Origin of the sequence: Bacillus sp. SJZ110, from assembly GCF_006715455.1 — a bacterium.
In the GTDB taxonomy this organism is placed as follows: Bacteria; Bacillota; Bacilli; order Bacillales; family Bacillaceae; genus Bacillus; species Bacillus subtilis.
The window spans coordinates 94,775-109,857 of record NZ_VFNF01000005.1 but is presented as its reverse complement, the minus strand read 5'-3'; the positions used below and the strand labels follow the sequence as shown (position 1 = coordinate 109,857).

15 protein-coding genes, 1 pseudogene and 1 other annotated feature are annotated in these 15,083 nt (G+C 44.3%); of the genes and pseudogenes, 13 read left to right on the top strand and 3 right to left on the bottom strand.

Annotation, left to right across the window (positions count from 1 at the left end; translation table 11 throughout):
• The first annotated feature begins 29 nt into the window (after window positions 1-29).
• Both ytxC and thrS read left to right on the top strand, forming a co-directional pair.
• Window positions 30-875 carry a putative sporulation protein YtxC gene (gene ytxC, locus FB592_RS15280; protein WP_021480288.1) on the top strand — a complete coding sequence of 282 codons (846 nt, stop codon included), beginning with the start codon at window positions 30-32 and terminating at the stop codon, window positions 873-875.
• A 394-nt stretch (window positions 876-1,269) separates the two neighbouring features.
• Window positions 1,270-3,201 (top strand): threonine--tRNA ligase, encoded by a 1,932-nt coding sequence (gene thrS, locus FB592_RS15275; protein WP_014480529.1) that lies wholly within the window; start codon window positions 1,270-1,272, stop codon window positions 3,199-3,201.
• Window positions 3,202-3,239: 38 nt separating this feature from the next.
• On the opposite strand, the gene FB592_RS15270 is transcribed toward thrS, so the two are convergent.
• On the bottom strand, window positions 3,240-4,022 hold the full coding sequence (locus FB592_RS15270) for an HAD family hydrolase (protein WP_032726370.1): 783 nt from the start codon (window positions 4,020-4,022) through the stop codon (window positions 3,240-3,242).
• Window positions 4,023-4,188: 166 nt separating this feature from the next.
• On the opposite strand from FB592_RS15270, the pseudogene lytS reads away from it, so the two are divergent.
• From lytS to lrgB, 4 genes and pseudogenes are all read left to right on the top strand, one after another.
• Window positions 4,189-5,971 (top strand): annotated as a pseudogene (gene lytS / locus FB592_RS15265) (two-component system sensor histidine kinase LytS).
• On the top strand, window positions 5,949-6,674 hold the full coding sequence (lytT, locus tag FB592_RS15260; RefSeq protein WP_019712907.1) for a two-component system response regulator LytT: 726 nt from the start codon (window positions 5,949-5,951) through the stop codon (window positions 6,672-6,674). The pseudogene lytS and the gene lytT overlap by 23 nt, the downstream one beginning before the upstream one ends.
• A 133-nt stretch (window positions 6,675-6,807) precedes the next feature.
• Window positions 6,808-7,248 carry an antiholin-like murein hydrolase modulator LrgA gene (gene lrgA / locus FB592_RS15255; RefSeq protein WP_014477620.1) on the top strand — a complete coding sequence of 147 codons (441 nt, stop codon included), beginning with the start codon at window positions 6,808-6,810 and terminating at the stop codon, window positions 7,246-7,248.
• Window positions 7,249-7,269: 21 nt separating this feature from the next.
• Window positions 7,270-7,965: an antiholin-like protein LrgB gene (gene lrgB / locus FB592_RS15250; protein WP_003229482.1), complete on the top strand. Its 696-nt coding sequence runs from the start codon at window positions 7,270-7,272 to the stop codon at window positions 7,963-7,965.
• Between the two features lie 31 nt (window positions 7,966-7,996).
• Here lrgB and FB592_RS15245 read toward each other — a convergent pair whose 3' ends face one another.
• Window positions 7,997-8,659: a hypothetical protein gene (locus tag FB592_RS15245; RefSeq protein WP_041851081.1), complete on the bottom strand. Its 663-nt coding sequence runs from the start codon at window positions 8,657-8,659 to the stop codon at window positions 7,997-7,999.
• Between the two features lie 257 nt (window positions 8,660-8,916).
• Window positions 8,917-9,047, top strand: a sequence feature (ribosomal protein L20 leader region).
• A gap of 58 nt (window positions 9,048-9,105) precedes the next feature.
• Here FB592_RS15245 and infC point away from each other — a divergent pair.
• From infC to FB592_RS15225, 4 genes are read left to right on the top strand one after another with little or no spacing between them, the layout of a single operon-like run.
• Entirely contained in the window at window positions 9,106-9,627 is a 522-nt protein-coding gene (gene infC / locus FB592_RS15240; RefSeq protein ID WP_010886591.1) for a translation initiation factor IF-3, read from the top strand.
• A 12-nt stretch (window positions 9,628-9,639) separates the two neighbouring features.
• Window positions 9,640-9,840 carry a 50S ribosomal protein L35 gene (gene rpmI, locus FB592_RS15235; RefSeq protein ID WP_003222418.1) on the top strand — a complete coding sequence of 67 codons (201 nt, stop codon included), beginning with the start codon at window positions 9,640-9,642 and terminating at the stop codon, window positions 9,838-9,840.
• 31 nt (window positions 9,841-9,871) lie between these two features.
• Window positions 9,872-10,231, top strand: coding sequence for a 50S ribosomal protein L20 (rplT, locus tag FB592_RS15230; protein WP_003222420.1), 360 nt, complete (start codon window positions 9,872-9,874; stop codon window positions 10,229-10,231).
• A gap of 56 nt (window positions 10,232-10,287) precedes the next feature.
• A complete protein-coding gene (locus FB592_RS15225) occupies window positions 10,288-10,557 on the top strand; it encodes a DUF1294 domain-containing protein (protein WP_003229490.1) in 270 nt (89 codons plus the stop codon).
• Between the two features lie 15 nt (window positions 10,558-10,572).
• On the opposite strand, the gene ysdB is transcribed toward FB592_RS15225, so the two are convergent.
• Window positions 10,573-10,965 (bottom strand): sigma W pathway protein YsdB, encoded by a 393-nt coding sequence (gene ysdB / locus FB592_RS15220; protein WP_029318219.1) that lies wholly within the window; start codon window positions 10,963-10,965, stop codon window positions 10,573-10,575.
• A gap of 183 nt (window positions 10,966-11,148) precedes the next feature.
• Here ysdB and FB592_RS15215 point away from each other — a divergent pair, with 183 nt between their 5' ends.
• The 3 genes from FB592_RS15215 to araA all read left to right on the top strand — a co-directional run bounded on the left by FB592_RS15215 (window position 11,149) and on the right by araA (window position 15,072).
• Complete coding sequence (locus FB592_RS15215; RefSeq protein WP_024573509.1) at window positions 11,149-12,234, top strand: M42 family metallopeptidase; 1,086 nt, start codon at window positions 11,149-11,151, stop codon at window positions 12,232-12,234.
• Between the two features lie 198 nt (window positions 12,235-12,432).
• Complete coding sequence (abnA, locus tag FB592_RS15210; protein WP_015251497.1) at window positions 12,433-13,404, top strand: arabinan endo-1,5-alpha-L-arabinosidase AbnA; 972 nt, start codon at window positions 12,433-12,435, stop codon at window positions 13,402-13,404.
• Between the two features lie 177 nt (window positions 13,405-13,581).
• Complete coding sequence (gene araA / locus FB592_RS15205; protein ID WP_041851079.1) at window positions 13,582-15,072, top strand: L-arabinose isomerase; 1,491 nt, start codon at window positions 13,582-13,584, stop codon at window positions 15,070-15,072.
• Window positions 15,073-15,083: the final 11 nt, after the last annotated feature.

Below are 15,083 nucleotides of genomic sequence, written 5' to 3'. Positions count from 1 at the left end.
TGTAACAGATGCCGTAAGGGGGGACAAACATGCTTGAAATAATCTTTGAAGATGACCATGATGCAGCCGCTTTTTTACATCTCATTCAGCATTCGGACGATCGGAACAATATCATTGTCCGTGAAGGCATACGAAAAATCGGGATTGAAAAAGCGAATCCGGCTTTTCCTATTCAGCGTTTTATGGAGCCGATTCTGGTCAAATTTTTTTTGGAATGCAAAGAAGACGAGCATATGCTGTCATTGATTGAGGAAACTTATTGTTTCACGGACCAGGATGAACAGCAGCAAATCCTTCAGCTCGCACACAGTATTATTGAAGGTGAAGCAGACGATCTTCCGTTTGAGCCGCTGAAGCTTTCACGGAAACAATCTATTTTGGATGAACTCCAAACGATCTGTTTAGAGGAAGGAGTATTTTACATTCGCTCCTTTCAGACCTTCCGACTTGGATCATACTATAAGCAGCTGAGAGATATTACAGAAGCAGCGATTGATGAATATAAGATGGAACAGGAATATCAAAACTTTATTCAAACACTCAGAGACTATGTGAACGCCAAACAGCCGCGAATCAAAAAAGTGCATATTGTCCATGATGGTTCCTTTACATTATGGGAGCTGCGCTATGTGCCGGAACGGGAAAAAATGAAATACATAGACAGAAGATTTGTCCGGGATCATCCTATGTATATTGATTCTCATTTGCTCGCGCCGCTGATTTCCATTGCGCCTGATGAAGTCGTGCTTTATACCGACCAGCCCGAGCACATGATGGCAAGGACCATTCAAAACGTATTTCAAGAGAGAGTGGAAATGCTCCCGCTGCATGCTTTTACAGATGCAGAAATACCGGTGAAGCACTCGGAAGGATGAGGGCCGGCAGCCTGTCTATATAAGGCTGTCGGTTTAAAAAAAGGAAACGCGATCGTGTTGATTTTTTGGATTGAACAATTTATAATACATAGGAGATTAAGAAAGACACACGTATTGATAAGGACACGAAGGAATGATACCGGCTCAAAGAGAGGGAAGCCCTGGCTGCAAGCTTCCCAGCTAAGGACCATTCGCTTTACCGCCTTTGAACTTCAGCTGTGAACCTCTTGAAAAGGAACAGTAATGGCTGACGGGAACTCCCGTTACAGAGCTTAGAGCCGCAGGTGCCGTATTGGCTTTGCGGAAAAAAGGGTGGAACCACGATTCCGTTTATTCAACCTCGTCCCTTTCATAGGGGGCGGGGTTTTTATATGCAAAAAAAGGAGTGACAAAGATGTCAGATATGGTAAAAATCACATTTCCTGATGGAGCAGTCAAGGAGTTTGCGAAAGGAACAACAACAGAAGATATCGCGGCATCCATCAGTCCGGGATTAAAGAAAAAATCATTAGCCGGAAAACTGAACGGAAAAGAAATCGATTTGAGAACGCCGATCAATGAAGACGGTACAGTGGAAATCATTACAGAAGGCTCAGAAGAAGGTCTTCAAATTATGCGCCACAGTACGGCTCACTTGCTGGCTCAAGCGATTAAACGCATCTACAAGGATGTTAAATTCGGCGTCGGTCCGGTTATCGAAAACGGGTTTTACTACGATGTAGAAATGGACGAAGCGATTACACCGGAGGATCTGCCGAAAATCGAGAAAGAAATGAAAAAAATCGTTAATGCGAACCTTCCGATCGTTCGAAAAGAAGTCAGCCGTGAAGAAGCGAAAGCCCGTTTTGCGGAAATCGGCGACGACCTGAAGCTTGAACTATTGGATGCGATTCCTGAAGGAGAAACCGTTTCGATCTATGAGCAAGGCGAATTCTTTGACCTGTGCCGCGGCGTCCACGTTCCTTCAACCGGAAAAATCAAAGAATTTAAGCTGTTAAGCCTTGCAGGCGCATACTGGCGCGGTGACAGCAAAAACCAAATGCTTCAGCGCGTATATGGCACAGCTTTCTTCAAAAAAGCTGATCTTGAAGAGCATCTTCGTATGCTAGAAGAAGCGAAAGAACGCGACCACAGAAAGCTCGGCAAAGAATTAAAGCTGTTTGCGAACTCTCAAAAAGTCGGACAAGGCCTGCCGCTTTGGCTGCCAAAAGGCGCGACAATCCGCCGCGTCATCGAGCGCTACATTGTTGATAAAGAAATCAGCCTCGGCTATGAGCACGTATACACACCTGTGCTAGGCAGCAAAGAGCTGTATGAAACATCAGGACACTGGGATCATTATCAGGAAGGCATGTTCCCTCCGATGGAAATGGACAATGAAACACTTGTATTGCGTCCGATGAACTGTCCGCACCATATGATGATTTACAAACAAGACATTCACAGTTACCGCGAGCTTCCGATTCGTATTGCAGAGCTTGGAACGATGCACCGCTATGAAATGTCAGGTGCGCTGTCAGGGCTTCAACGGGTACGCGGAATGACGTTAAATGATGCACACATCTTTGTGCGCCCGGATCAAATTAAGGATGAGTTTATCCGTACAGTCCGTTTAATCCAGGATGTTTATGAAGACTTCGGTTTAAGTGATTACACATTCCGTCTGTCTTACCGCGATCCGGAAGATACAGAGAAATATTTTGATGACGATGAAATGTGGAACAAAGCGCAATCCATGCTGAAAGAGGCAATGGACGAAATCGGCCACGACTATTACGAAGCAGAAGGTGAAGCGGCATTCTACGGCCCTAAACTTGATGTTCAGGTGAAAACTGCGATCGGAAAAGAAGAAACACTGTCTACGGTTCAGCTTGATTTCTTATTGCCGGAACGTTTCGACCTGACATACATCGGTGAGGACGGCAAGCAGCACCGTCCGGTTGTCATTCACAGAGGTGTCGTTTCAACAATGGAACGCTTTGTTGCCTTCTTAATCGAAGAACACAAAGGCGCGCTGCCGACATGGCTTGCACCGGTTCAGTTCCAAGTCATCCCGGTTTCTCCGGCTGTGCATTTAGACTACGCGAAAAAAGTGCAGGAACGCCTGCAACGTGAAGGCCTGCGTGTTGAAGTCGACAGCCGCGATGAAAAAATCGGCTACAAAATCCGTGAAGCGCAAATGCAAAAAATCCCGTACATGCTGGTGGTCGGTGACCAAGAAGCAGAAAACGGAGCGGTAAACGTGCGTAAATACGGAGAACAGAACTCTGAAACCATTTCACTTGATGAGTTTGTGAAAAAGGCAGTAGCTGAAGCGAAAAAATAAAATAAAAAGCATGATCTCGTTGAAGAGATCATGCTTTTTTATTTCTCTAATATAGGAAACAAATCATGAAGGCTGCTGATGATGTAATCAGGCGTTACGTCAGTTTCGTTTTTCTTATCAGTCCGGTTGATCCAAACGGTTTTGATTCCGGCTCTTGAAGCGCCTAAAATATCAGTATTCAAATTATCGCCGACCATGATGGCATCGTCTTTTTCAATATTCATCAGCTTAAGGCAGTGTTCAAAAATTGAAACATCCGGCTTGCCCTTGCCGAATGCGCCCGAGATGACGATTTCATTGAAGTAAGGAGCGAGCTCAGGTACGCCGGCAAGCTTCTCCTTTTGCAGACTCGGATCGCCATTTGTCAAAAGCAATAATTCATACTTGCCTTTTAATTGATCGAGTACAGCAAAAGTTTCATCATATACAAACGGGCGTTTTCTGCGCTCTGCCGCAAAAAACTCTCCCAAGTATTCGCCATATGCAGGATCATCGATCCCAAGCGCTTTCAGTCCGTTTGTCCATGCATTTCTTCTGTACTCCGGCACAATCTTGTTCAGCTTTTGAAAGCCTTCACTGATTGGCTCTGAGAAATTGGACCACAGTCCTTCAAACGGGTTAATGCCGATCATCACTGTATATGGATACGTCTCATATGACATGTACAATTCTCTCGCCGCTTCGCGAACAGCTGCTTCGAATTCCTCAGGGTCAAGGCCATATTTTTTCTCCGCCTGTAAGCAAGTTTCTGCAAATGTTGTTCTGACGCTTTTTTCGTCCCAAAGTAGTGTATCATCTAAATCAAAAAATACGGCTTTCATGATCTTCTCCTCTGCTTCAGATTCAAATCTTTCTGCCAAAAGGCTCATGTTTTATTTTACAATAGATAAAAGCCTTGTGAAATATGTTTTCAGACGATTTTAAAAAAACAGTCAGCCGTAAAACGAAAACATGCTAGAATGAAAACGGAAAGAACAGGTGACATGAATGATTCATTTAATGATTATGATGCTGGAGAGAGTGGGGATTATTGTTATATTAGGGTTCATTCTCGCCCATACGAAACTTTTCAGACAAGCTCTTCAGAATCAGGACGGCTATAAAGGAAAAGCGATTTTAATTTCAATTTTTTCTCTTTTCAGCATCATCAGCAATTATACAGGCATCGAAATTCAAAGAAATATGATTGTAAACAATGACTGGGTGTTTACGATAGATCCATCGGGCTCTATCGCGAATACCCGTATTTTGGGCGTGGAAATCGGGGGCCTTCTCGGAGGTCCGTTTGTAGGAGCTGGGATCGGCATACTGGCGGGCCTGCATCGTTTTTCACTCGGTGGCAGCACGGCTTTAAGCTGTGCCGTATCATCTATTTTAGCGGGTGTTCTTGCAGGCTTGATCGGCAGGTATTTTACGAAGCGATATCGAATGCCGACACCGCGCATCGCCGCTCTTGTGGGAATCGGCATGGAGTCACTGCAAATGATCATTATTTTGCTGATGGCAAAGCCGTTCAGTGACGCTTGGGAGCTTGTCAGCATGATCGGAATTCCGATGATACTCATCAATGGAACAGGCAGTTTTATTTTTCTGTCTATTATTCAAGCGATCATTCGCAAGGAAGAACAGGCAAGAGCTCTCGAAACGCATCGAGTGCTGACGATTGCTGATCAGACACTTCCATTTTTTCGCCAAGGATTAAATGAAAACTCCTGTAAAAGTGTAGCGGCTATTATCCATAAGCTGACAGGAACAGATGCGGTGTCTCTCACTGATAAAGAAAAGATCCTTGCGCATGTCGGTGCGGGAATGGATCACCACATCCCATCGAAAAGTTTGATCACCGGCCTGTCCAAAAAGGTGATTAAAACAGGGCATATTATGAAGGCGATTTCGCAGGAAGAGATTGAATGCACGCATGCTGAATGCCCTTTGCACGCTGCAATTGTTCTGCCGCTGACATCGAACGGCAATACAATCGGCACCTTAAAAATGTACTTTAAAAGCCCGGCAGGCCTGAGTCAGGTAGAGGAGGAACTTGCCGAGGGGCTGGCCATGCTGTTTTCGACACAGCTTGAGCTTGGGGAAGCAGAGCTGCAAAGCAAACTTCTCAAGGATGCTGAAATTAAAGCGCTTCAAGCACAGGTGAATCCGCATTTTTTATTTAATGCGATCAACACGATTTCTGCGCTATGCCGTACAGATGTTGAAAAAACCCGTAAGCTCCTATTGCAGCTCAGTGTTTATTTTCGTTCAAACCTTCAAGGAGCGAGACAGCTGCTGATTCCGCTCTCAAAGGAGCTGAACCATCTTAACGCCTATTTGTCATTAGAACAGGCGCGTTTTCCCGGGAAATATAAAATTGAGCTTAAGATCGACACAAGACTGGAGCAGATTGAAATCCCTCCGTTTGTTTTGCAGGTGCTTGTCGAGAACGCGCTTCGGCACGCGTTTCCGAAAAAACAAGACATATGCAAGGTTACAGTCTGTGTCTTATCTGATGATGCATCCGTCTATATGAAGGTGGCGGATAACGGACGCGGAATTCCGCCGGACGTCTTGCCGGAACTGGGAAAGAAACCGTTTCCGTCTAAGGAGGGAACCGGTACAGCGCTTTATAACCTAAATCAGCGGCTGATCGGTTTATTCGGACAGCAGGCTGCACTGCATATCAGCAGTGAGGTTCATAAAGGGACAGAGGTTTCCTTTCAAGTGCCAATGGCAACAGATGAAAGAGGGAGAAGAACATGCTCAGGGTGTTAATAGTTGATGATGAGATGCTGGCAAGAGATGAACTGGCTTACTTGCTTAAGCGGACCAATGAGGAAATGGAAATCAATGAAGCGGAAAATATCGAATCCGCTTTTGACCAAATGATGGATCAAAAACCTGATTTGCTGTTTCTAGACGTTGATTTATCCGGAGAAAACGGTTTTGATATCGCAAAGCGATTGAAGAAAATGAAGCATCCTCCTGCAGTTGTGTTTGCGACAGCGTATGACCAGTATGCGCTCAAAGCGTTTGAGGTGGACGCTCTTGATTATTTAACCAAGCCTTTCGATGAAGAAAGAATTCAGCAAACGCTGAAAAAATATAAAAAAGTCAATCGGGATATTGTAGAAATAGAGCAAAACAGCCATGCGGGCCAGCACAAGCTCGCGCTATCTGTGGGGGAATCGATTGTGATTGTGGATACGAAGGACATTATCTATGCCGGAACAGAAGATGGTCATGTCAATGTAAAAACCTTCGATCATTCTTATACGGTCAGCGATACACTCGTTGTGATTGAGAAAAAGCTGCCGGATTCTGATTTTATCCGCGTCCATCGGAGCTTTGTCGTGAATACCGAATATATTAAAGAAATTCAGCCATGGTTTAATTCAACGTATAATCTGATCATGAAAGACGGATCGAAAATACCGGTCAGCCGGACATATGCGAAGGAATTGAAAAAGCTGCTCCATATTTGATGGGCGGCTTTTTGCATTTCAGCCATTTGATTCTGCAACTCAGCCCCGCTATTCGGCATGTTATCTTGTAAGCGCTTTATAACAGGGGATTCTTATTTATAATGAGGGTACCAAAGAGAAAGAGGTGAAGAAAATGAGTGCTAAAAAAGTGTACGGGTTTTTAACACAAGCATTTATTTTTGCCGTCATTATGCTGGTTTCAAATATGATTGCCGCTATTGTCCCAATACCTATCCCGGCATCGGTTGTAGGGTTGGTCTTATTATTTCTCCTATTATGTTTGAAAGTCATTAAACTGGAACAAGTGGAAACGCTCGGAACGTCTTTAACCTCTCTGATCGGATTTTTATTTGTTCCGTCAGGTATATCTGTTATGAATTCGCTTGGTGTGATGCAGCAATACGGCCTGCAAATTGTTCTTGTCATTCTGCTCGCAACGATTATTTTGCTGGGGGCTACGGGATTGTTTTCTCAGCTGATTCTTTCGCTGAGCGGAAAACGCAAGACCGCAGCGGACATGAAAACAAAAACAGTACAAAGCCCGCAGAACAATAACGAACTCGTTCACCATTAAGGGAAACAGGAGGTTCTTCAAATGGAAAGCACAATGAGTCCTTATTTTGGGATTGTCGTATCACTTGCTGCATTCGGCATCGGCACCTTTTTATTTAAGAAAACGAAAGGCTTCTTCCTTTTCACTCCTTTGTTTGTTGCCATGGTGCTGGGGATCGCATTTTTAAAAATCGGCGGTTTTTCCTACGCGGATTATAATAACGGGGGAGAGATCATTAAGTTTTTCCTTGAACCGGCAACGATCGCATTTGCAATTCCTTTGTACAAACAAAGAGATAAGCTTAAAAAATACTGGTGGCAAATCATGGCCTCCATTATTGCCGGCTCTATCTGCTCTGTCACGATTGTTTATCTGCTCGCTAAAGGCATTCATCTCGATTCGGCCGTAATGAAAAGCATGCTTCCGCAGGCGGCTACAACGGCAATTGCGCTTCCTTTATCAAAAGGCATCGGGGGCATCAGCGACATCACAGCCTTTGCGGTCATCTTTAACGCTGTCATCGTATATGCGCTCGGAGCATTGTTCTTGAAGGTGTTTAAAGTGAAAAATCCGATTTCTAAAGGATTGGCTCTTGGAACATCCGGACATGCACTTGGTGTAGCGGTCGGGATTGAGATGGGAGAAGTTGAAGCTGCGATGGCAAGTATTGCTGTTGTCGTAGTAGGAGTGGTAACGGTTCTGGTCATCCCTGTGTTCGTGCAGCTGATCGGAGGATAAGCCAAGGCTGAATGCCTTGGCTTTTTTTATTTTATGGTGCGTCTTCGGGATCGATATACCCTTGTTTAATGCCCCATTCTACTTGATCGTCATGCCACTTTTTTCGTTCTTCATAACCATAACCATCGTCATCAGGAAGCTCTGAAGCTGGCTGTTGAATGGTTTTATCTGTCTGACTCGAGGAAGATGGTGGATTTTTACTATTAGATGAGGGTGCCTCGGTCTGCTGCCGTTGTGCCTGTGATTGCCGCTTTTTCTCAGCGTTCGCTTTCTGCTCTTTTTGGATTGCTGCCTGCCGCTGTCTTTCAAGTTCAGCTTGTCTTTTTGCTTCCGCTAATCGCTGATTCTCTGCCGCCTGCTGCTCTGCTAATCGCTGTCTCTCTGCTTTTTCCTCCTGCTGTTTCTTTCGTTTCGCCTCCCGCTCTTTTTCAAGCTTTTTCTCTGCGGCGATTTGTCTTTGCTTTTCAGCTTCTTCTTTTGCCTTCCGCTTTCCTAACTCAGTAGCAAGTGGACTCTCGAACTTCATGTCCAATGAAACGGGTTTTAGTTTTTTTAGCTCTTTCTCCAGCCCCTTTTGAGGAAATGCTGCAGTTGTCTTAACAGTTTCGACTTTTGATTCGGAAGATGTGCTGCTATTCGAGCAACCGGTTAATATCAATGTGAAAAATAAAGCAAGCTGTATCAGTTTGTTCATGTGTCAGGCTCCCTTCTGCTTCTTATATCGGTCAGAGATTAACTTTGTTTTACATTTCTTCCTGTCGGTGGTTTTGTTGTAAATTGCGAAATAAGGGGGGAATTGTTGGTTCTTTGCATTCTGGGTGGGGATGAAAGATTTTCTTTTTCTCTCTTGCGCTCATAGAAAACCCATGTTACAATGTAAAAGTTGTTCCGGATAAGTCGTCCTTGACTAAAGATCCGGTATTGTGTAGAATAGTTATTGAATTGAATATAAATCACAAGCAGAAGCACCCGCTTCTCACCTGATTGACACATGCATGTAGTTGGCAGGTTGACCGTACATTTTTATTGATACAGATGTTCGTAGTGTGGGTGTTTTATAATGCCCACACTTTTTGTTTGCCTGCAAAATGCATTCAAAATGAGTTGTGAATCAATTCGAAGAAACTATGGAGGTGGCTCATTATTAGCAAAGATCAATTGGTTAATGAGGGTATCCGTGCACGTGAGGTCCGTTTAATCGGACAAAATGGCGACCAGCTTGGAATCAAGTCCCGTCAGGAAGCACTTGAAATCGCCGGCCGCGCAAATCTTGACCTTGTGTTAGTTGCAGCGAATGCAAAACCGCCTGTCTGCCGAATCATGGACTACGGTAAGTTCCGATTTGAGCAGCAGAAAAAGGAAAAAGAAGCACGCAAGAATCAAAAAATCATTAACTTAAAAGAAGTTCGGTTAAGTCCGACAATCGATGAGCATGACTTTAACACGAAATTGCGCAATGCGATTAAATTCCTTGAAAAAGGCGATAAAGTGAAAGCTTCTATCCGCTTTAAAGGACGCGCAATCACTCATAAAGAAATCGGTCAGCGTGTATTAGACCGTTTCTCCGAAGCATGTGCTGAGGTTGCGACAGTCGAAACAAAACCAAAAATGGACGGCCGCAGCATGTTCTTAATGCTCGCACCGAAAAACGAAAAGCAATAAGGAGGAAATCCCATGCCAAAAATGAAAACTCACCGCGGATCTGCTAAACGTTTTAAAAAGACAGGTTCTGGGAAGTTAAAACGTTCTCACGCGTACACAAGTCACTTATTCGCCAACAAATCTCAAAAGCAAAAGCGTAAGCTTCGCAAGAGTGCTGTTGTAAGCGCAGGAGACTTCAAACGTATCAAACAAATGCTTGCTAACATCAAGTAATCGGATAAGGAACAATTAGGAGGGAAATTCAATGCCAAGAGTAAAAGGCGGAACTGTTACACGTAAGCGTCGTAAAAAGGTTCTTAAATTAGCAAAAGGTTATTTCGGTTCAAAACATACATTATACAAAGTAGCTAACCAGCAGGTCATGAAATCTGGAAACTATGCTTTCCGTGACCGTCGTCAGAAAAAACGTGATTTCCGTAAACTTTGGATCACTCGTATCAACGCAGCTGCTCGCATGAACGGCCTTTCTTACAGCCGTTTAATGCACGGTCTTAAGCTTTCTGGTATCGAAGTAAACCGTAAAATGCTTGCTGATCTTGCTGTAAACGATCTTACTGCATTCAATCAGCTTGCTGATGCTGCTAAAGCTCAATTAAACAAGTAATCATATAGAGCCGCTCTCCAGCAGAGCGGCTTTTTCTATATAAAGGATGAGGCAACATGATTATTGCTGCTTATTTGGTGTTGATTAATCTGTGCGGTTTTTGGGTGATGGGCATTGACAAACGCAAAGCGCAGCAGCACAAGTGGAGAATTTCTGAAGACCGGCTGTGGCTGATAGCCATCGTGTTTGGAGCGCTCGGTGTCTGGCTTGGCATGCAAACCTTCAGACATAAAACGAAACACGCTTCTTTTAAGTACGGAGTACCGCTTCTTCTGGTAATTGAAGCGATTCTCATCGCTATTTACTACAGCCCGTTTGATTTATAAAAAGCAGAAAAGCGTTTAACGCTCTTCTGCTTTTTTTGCGAGTTTAATGGGCTGGTCCCAGTCAATCTTACAATTTGGATATCGTTCCAGCACTTTTTCTTCAATGCTCTCAAAATCTTTTGCAGAGAAATGCTTCAGCTTCTCAGGAGATTCTGTCCAGACAAAGATCGTGTGAATAAACAGCGGATGATCCTTGGAAGGAATATGCTTTTCTCCCTCAAAAAGCACGCCTTTATACGTCAGCTGAAAATTCTTCCGGGTATTGTTTTGTTCATCAATAATATAAAAATGTTCTTTTGATTGGGCCAGCTTAAGCCTTCTCTTAGGATTCGCGACATATTTGACCACGGCATAAATACAATAAGCAAAAAGTGCAAGCAAAATAATCCTTAGAACCATGACAAACATTGTGTGAAGGCACCTCCCTTATGGTGATGATCTGATGTAATACGAAAAGCATAGAAAAAGGTTTCACTTTTTCTAAAAGAAAGCTGTAAAAACATATACCCGATTTTCAAGTGAAATAGTCGTATGGTTAGCGCTATGTTTTGTATAATAAGAATGCAGGACTGATGAAGGAGGGTTTGGAACATGGCAAAATTAGATGAAACATTGACCATGCTGAAAGATTTAACAGATGCAAAAGGCATACCGGGCAATGAAAGAGAAGTAAGGCAAGTGATGAAATCATACATAGAACCATTTGCTGATGAGGTGACAACAGATCGCCTGGGCAGTTTAATTGCCAAAAAAACTGGTGCAGAAAACGGCCCGAAAATTATGATCGCCGGACATTTGGATGAAGTCGGCTTTATGGTGACACAAATCACCGATAAAGGCTTTATCCGTTTTCAAACCGTTGGCGGCTGGTGGGCTCAGGTTATGCTTGCCCAGCGCGTCACCATTGTCACAAAAAAAGGAGAAATCACAGGGGTTATCGGATCTAAGCCGCCTCATATTTTGTCTCCTGAAGCAAGAAAAAAATCAGTGGAAATAAAAGACATGTTTATTGATATTGGAGCTTCAAGCCGGGAAGAAGCCTTGGAGTGGGGTGTACTCCCGGGAGATATGGTCGTTCCGCATTTTGAGTTTACGGTCATGAACAATGAAAAATTCCTACTCGCAAAGGCCTGGGACAACCGCATCGGCTGTGCGATTGCAATTGATGTGTTAAGAAACTTACAAAACACAGACCATCCAAATATAGTGTATGGCGTCGGAACCGTGCAGGAGGAAGTCGGGCTGAGAGGAGCGAAAACGGCTGCACACACCATTCAGCCTGATATTGCGTTTGGTGTTGATGTAGGGATAGCAGGAGACACGCCTGGCATTTCCGAGAAGGAAGCGCAGAGCAAAATGGGCAAAGGCCCGCAGATTATCGTTTATGATGCATCTATGGTCTCTCACAAAGGTTTGCGCGATGCAGTTGTGGCAACTGCAGAGGAAGCCGGCATTCCCTACCAATTTGATGCCATTGCCGGCGGCGGAACTGATTCGGGTGCCATCCATTTGACGGCAAATGGCGTTCCTGCGCTGTCCATTACCATTGCAACCCGCTACATTCATACGCACGCGGCCATGCTGCATCGTGATGATTATGAAAACGCGGTAAAGTTAATTACAGAAGTCATTAAGAAGTTAGACCGAAAAACGGTTGACGAAATTACGTACCAATAAAAGATACGGAAGAATCCGCCTATTGAGGCGGATTCTATTTTTTTGTCTGTACAAATTACAGCATAGTGACTACAATAAAGGGGATACCGAAAATTTCCTGAACATGACGATATACGATACGCAGCTCGATTTGATAGGAAGGGAGGATAAACAATCTAATTTGTAAGCGCTTTCTAATATAAAGGAGGTTAAACAAAATTGAAAAAGAAAAAAACATGGAAACGCTTCTTACATTTTTCGAGTGCAGCTCTGGCTGCAGGTTTGATATTCACTTCTGCTGCTCCCGCAGAGGCAGCGTTTTGGGGTGCATCCAATGAACTGCTTCATGACCCGACTATGATTAAAGAGGGGAGCTCATGGTATGCGCTCGGAACAGGGCTTACTGAAGAACGGGGACTGCGGGTTTTGAAGTCTTCAGACGCTAAAAATTGGACCGTACAAAAATCCATTTTCACTACACCGCTATCGTGGTGGTCCAATTATGTGCCGAATTATGGCCAAAACCAGTGGGCGCCGGACATCCAATACTATAACGGCAAGTACTGGCTGTATTATTCCGTTTCTTCTTTTGGAAGCAATACATCTGCCATTGGCCTGGCATCTTCAACAAGCATCAGTTCGGGGAGCTGGAAGGACGAGGGCTTGGTGATTCGTTCGACAAGCTCAAATAATTATAACGCCATTGATCCGGAGCTGACATTCGACAAGGATGGCAACCCGTGGCTTGCATTCGGCTCGTTTTGGAGCGGCATTAAGCTGACTAAGCTCGATAAGAGTACGATGAAGCCTACAGGCTCGCTCTATTCGATTGCAGCTAGACCGAATAATGGAGGTGCCTTAGAAGCTCCTACTCTTACGTATCAAAATGGGTATTACTATTTAATGGTTTCATTTGATAAATGCTGTGACGGGGTAAACAGTACGTACAAAATTGCTTACGGAAGGTCCAAAAACATTACAGGCCCTTATCTTGATAAAAGCGGAAAAAGCATGCTTGAAGGCGGAGGCACCATTTTGGATTCGGGCAATGACCAATGGAAAGGACCTGGAGGCCAGGATATTGTGAACGGAAACATTCTTGTTCGCCATGCCTATGATGCCAATGACAACGGCATTCCAAAGCTTCTTATCAATGATTTGAATTGGAGTTCGGGCTGGCCGTCCTATTGAATCAAAAAGCCGGGCTCTGCCCCCGGCTTTTTTTAAAAGAAAAGATTGACAGTATAATAGTCAATTACTATAATGAAATTGTTCGTACAAATATTTATTTATAGGTTTATTTTCTATTATTAGTACGTATCTTTTGTATTTGAAAGCGTTTTATTTTATGAGAAAGGGGCAGTTTACATGCTTCAGACAAAGGATTATGAATTCTGGTTTGTGACAGGAAGCCAGCACCTATACGGGGAAGAGACGCTGGAACTCGTAGATCAGCATGCTAAAAGCATTTGTGAGGGGCTCAGCGGGATTTCTTCCAGATATAAAATCACTCATAAGCCCGTCGTCACTTCACCGGAAACCATTAGAGAGCTGTTAAGAGAAGCGGAGTACAGTGAGACATGTGCTGGCATTATTACATGGATGCACACATTTTCCCCTGCAAAAATGTGGATAGAAGGCCTTTCCTCTTATCAAAAACCGCTTATGCATTTGCATACCCAATATAATCGCGATATCCCGTGGGGTACGATTGACATGGATTTTATGAACAGCAACCAATCCGCGCATGGCGATCGTGAGTACGGTTACATCAACTCGAGAATGGGGCTTAGCCGAAAAGTCATTGCCGGCTATTGGGATGATGAAGAAGTGAAAAAAGAAATGTCCCAGTGGATGGATACGGCGGCTGCATTAAATGAAAGCAGACATATTAAGGTTGCCAGATTTGGAGACAACATGCGTCATGTCGCGGTAACGGACGGAGACAAGGTGGGAGCGCATATTCAATTTGGCTGGCAGGTTGACGGATATGGCATCGGGGATCTCGTTGAAGTGATGGATCGCATTACGGACGACGAGGTTGACACGCTTTATGCCGAGTATGACAGACTATATGTGATCAGTGAGGAAACAAAACGTGACGAAGCAAAGGTAGCGTCCATTAAAGAACAGGCGAAAATTGAACTTGGCTTAACCGCTTTTCTTGAGCAAGGCGGATACACAGCGTTTACGACATCGTTTGAAGTGCTGCACGGAATGAAACAGCTGCCGGGACTTGCCGTTCAGCGCCTGATGGAGAAAGGCTACGGGTTTGCCGGTGAAGGAGATTGGAAGACAGCGGCCCTTGTACGGATGATGAAAATCATGGCTAAAGGAAAAAGAACTTCCTTCATGGAAGATTACACGTACCATTTTGAACCGGGAAATGAAATGATTCTGGGCTCTCACATGCTTGAAGTGTGTCCGACTGTCGCTTTGGATCAGCCGAAAATCGAGGTTCATCCGCTTTCGATTGGCGGCAAAGAGGACCCTGCGCGTTTTGTATTTAACGGCATCAGCGGTTCTGCCATTCAAGCTAGCATTGTTGATATTGGCGGGCGTTTCCGCCTTGTGCTGAATGAAGTCAACGGCCAGGAAATTGAAAAAGACATGCCGAATTTACCGGTTGCCCGTGTTCTCTGGAAGCCGGAGCCGTCATTGAAAACAGCAGCGGAGGCATGGATTTTAGCCGGCGGTGCACATCATACCTGCCTGTCTTATGAACTGACAGCGGAGCAAATGCTTGATTGGGCGGAAATGGCGGGGATCGAAAGTGTTCTCATTTCCCGTGATACGACAATTCATAAACTGAAACACGAGTTAAAATGGAACGAGGCGCTTTACCGGCTTCAAAAGTAGAGGGGGATGTC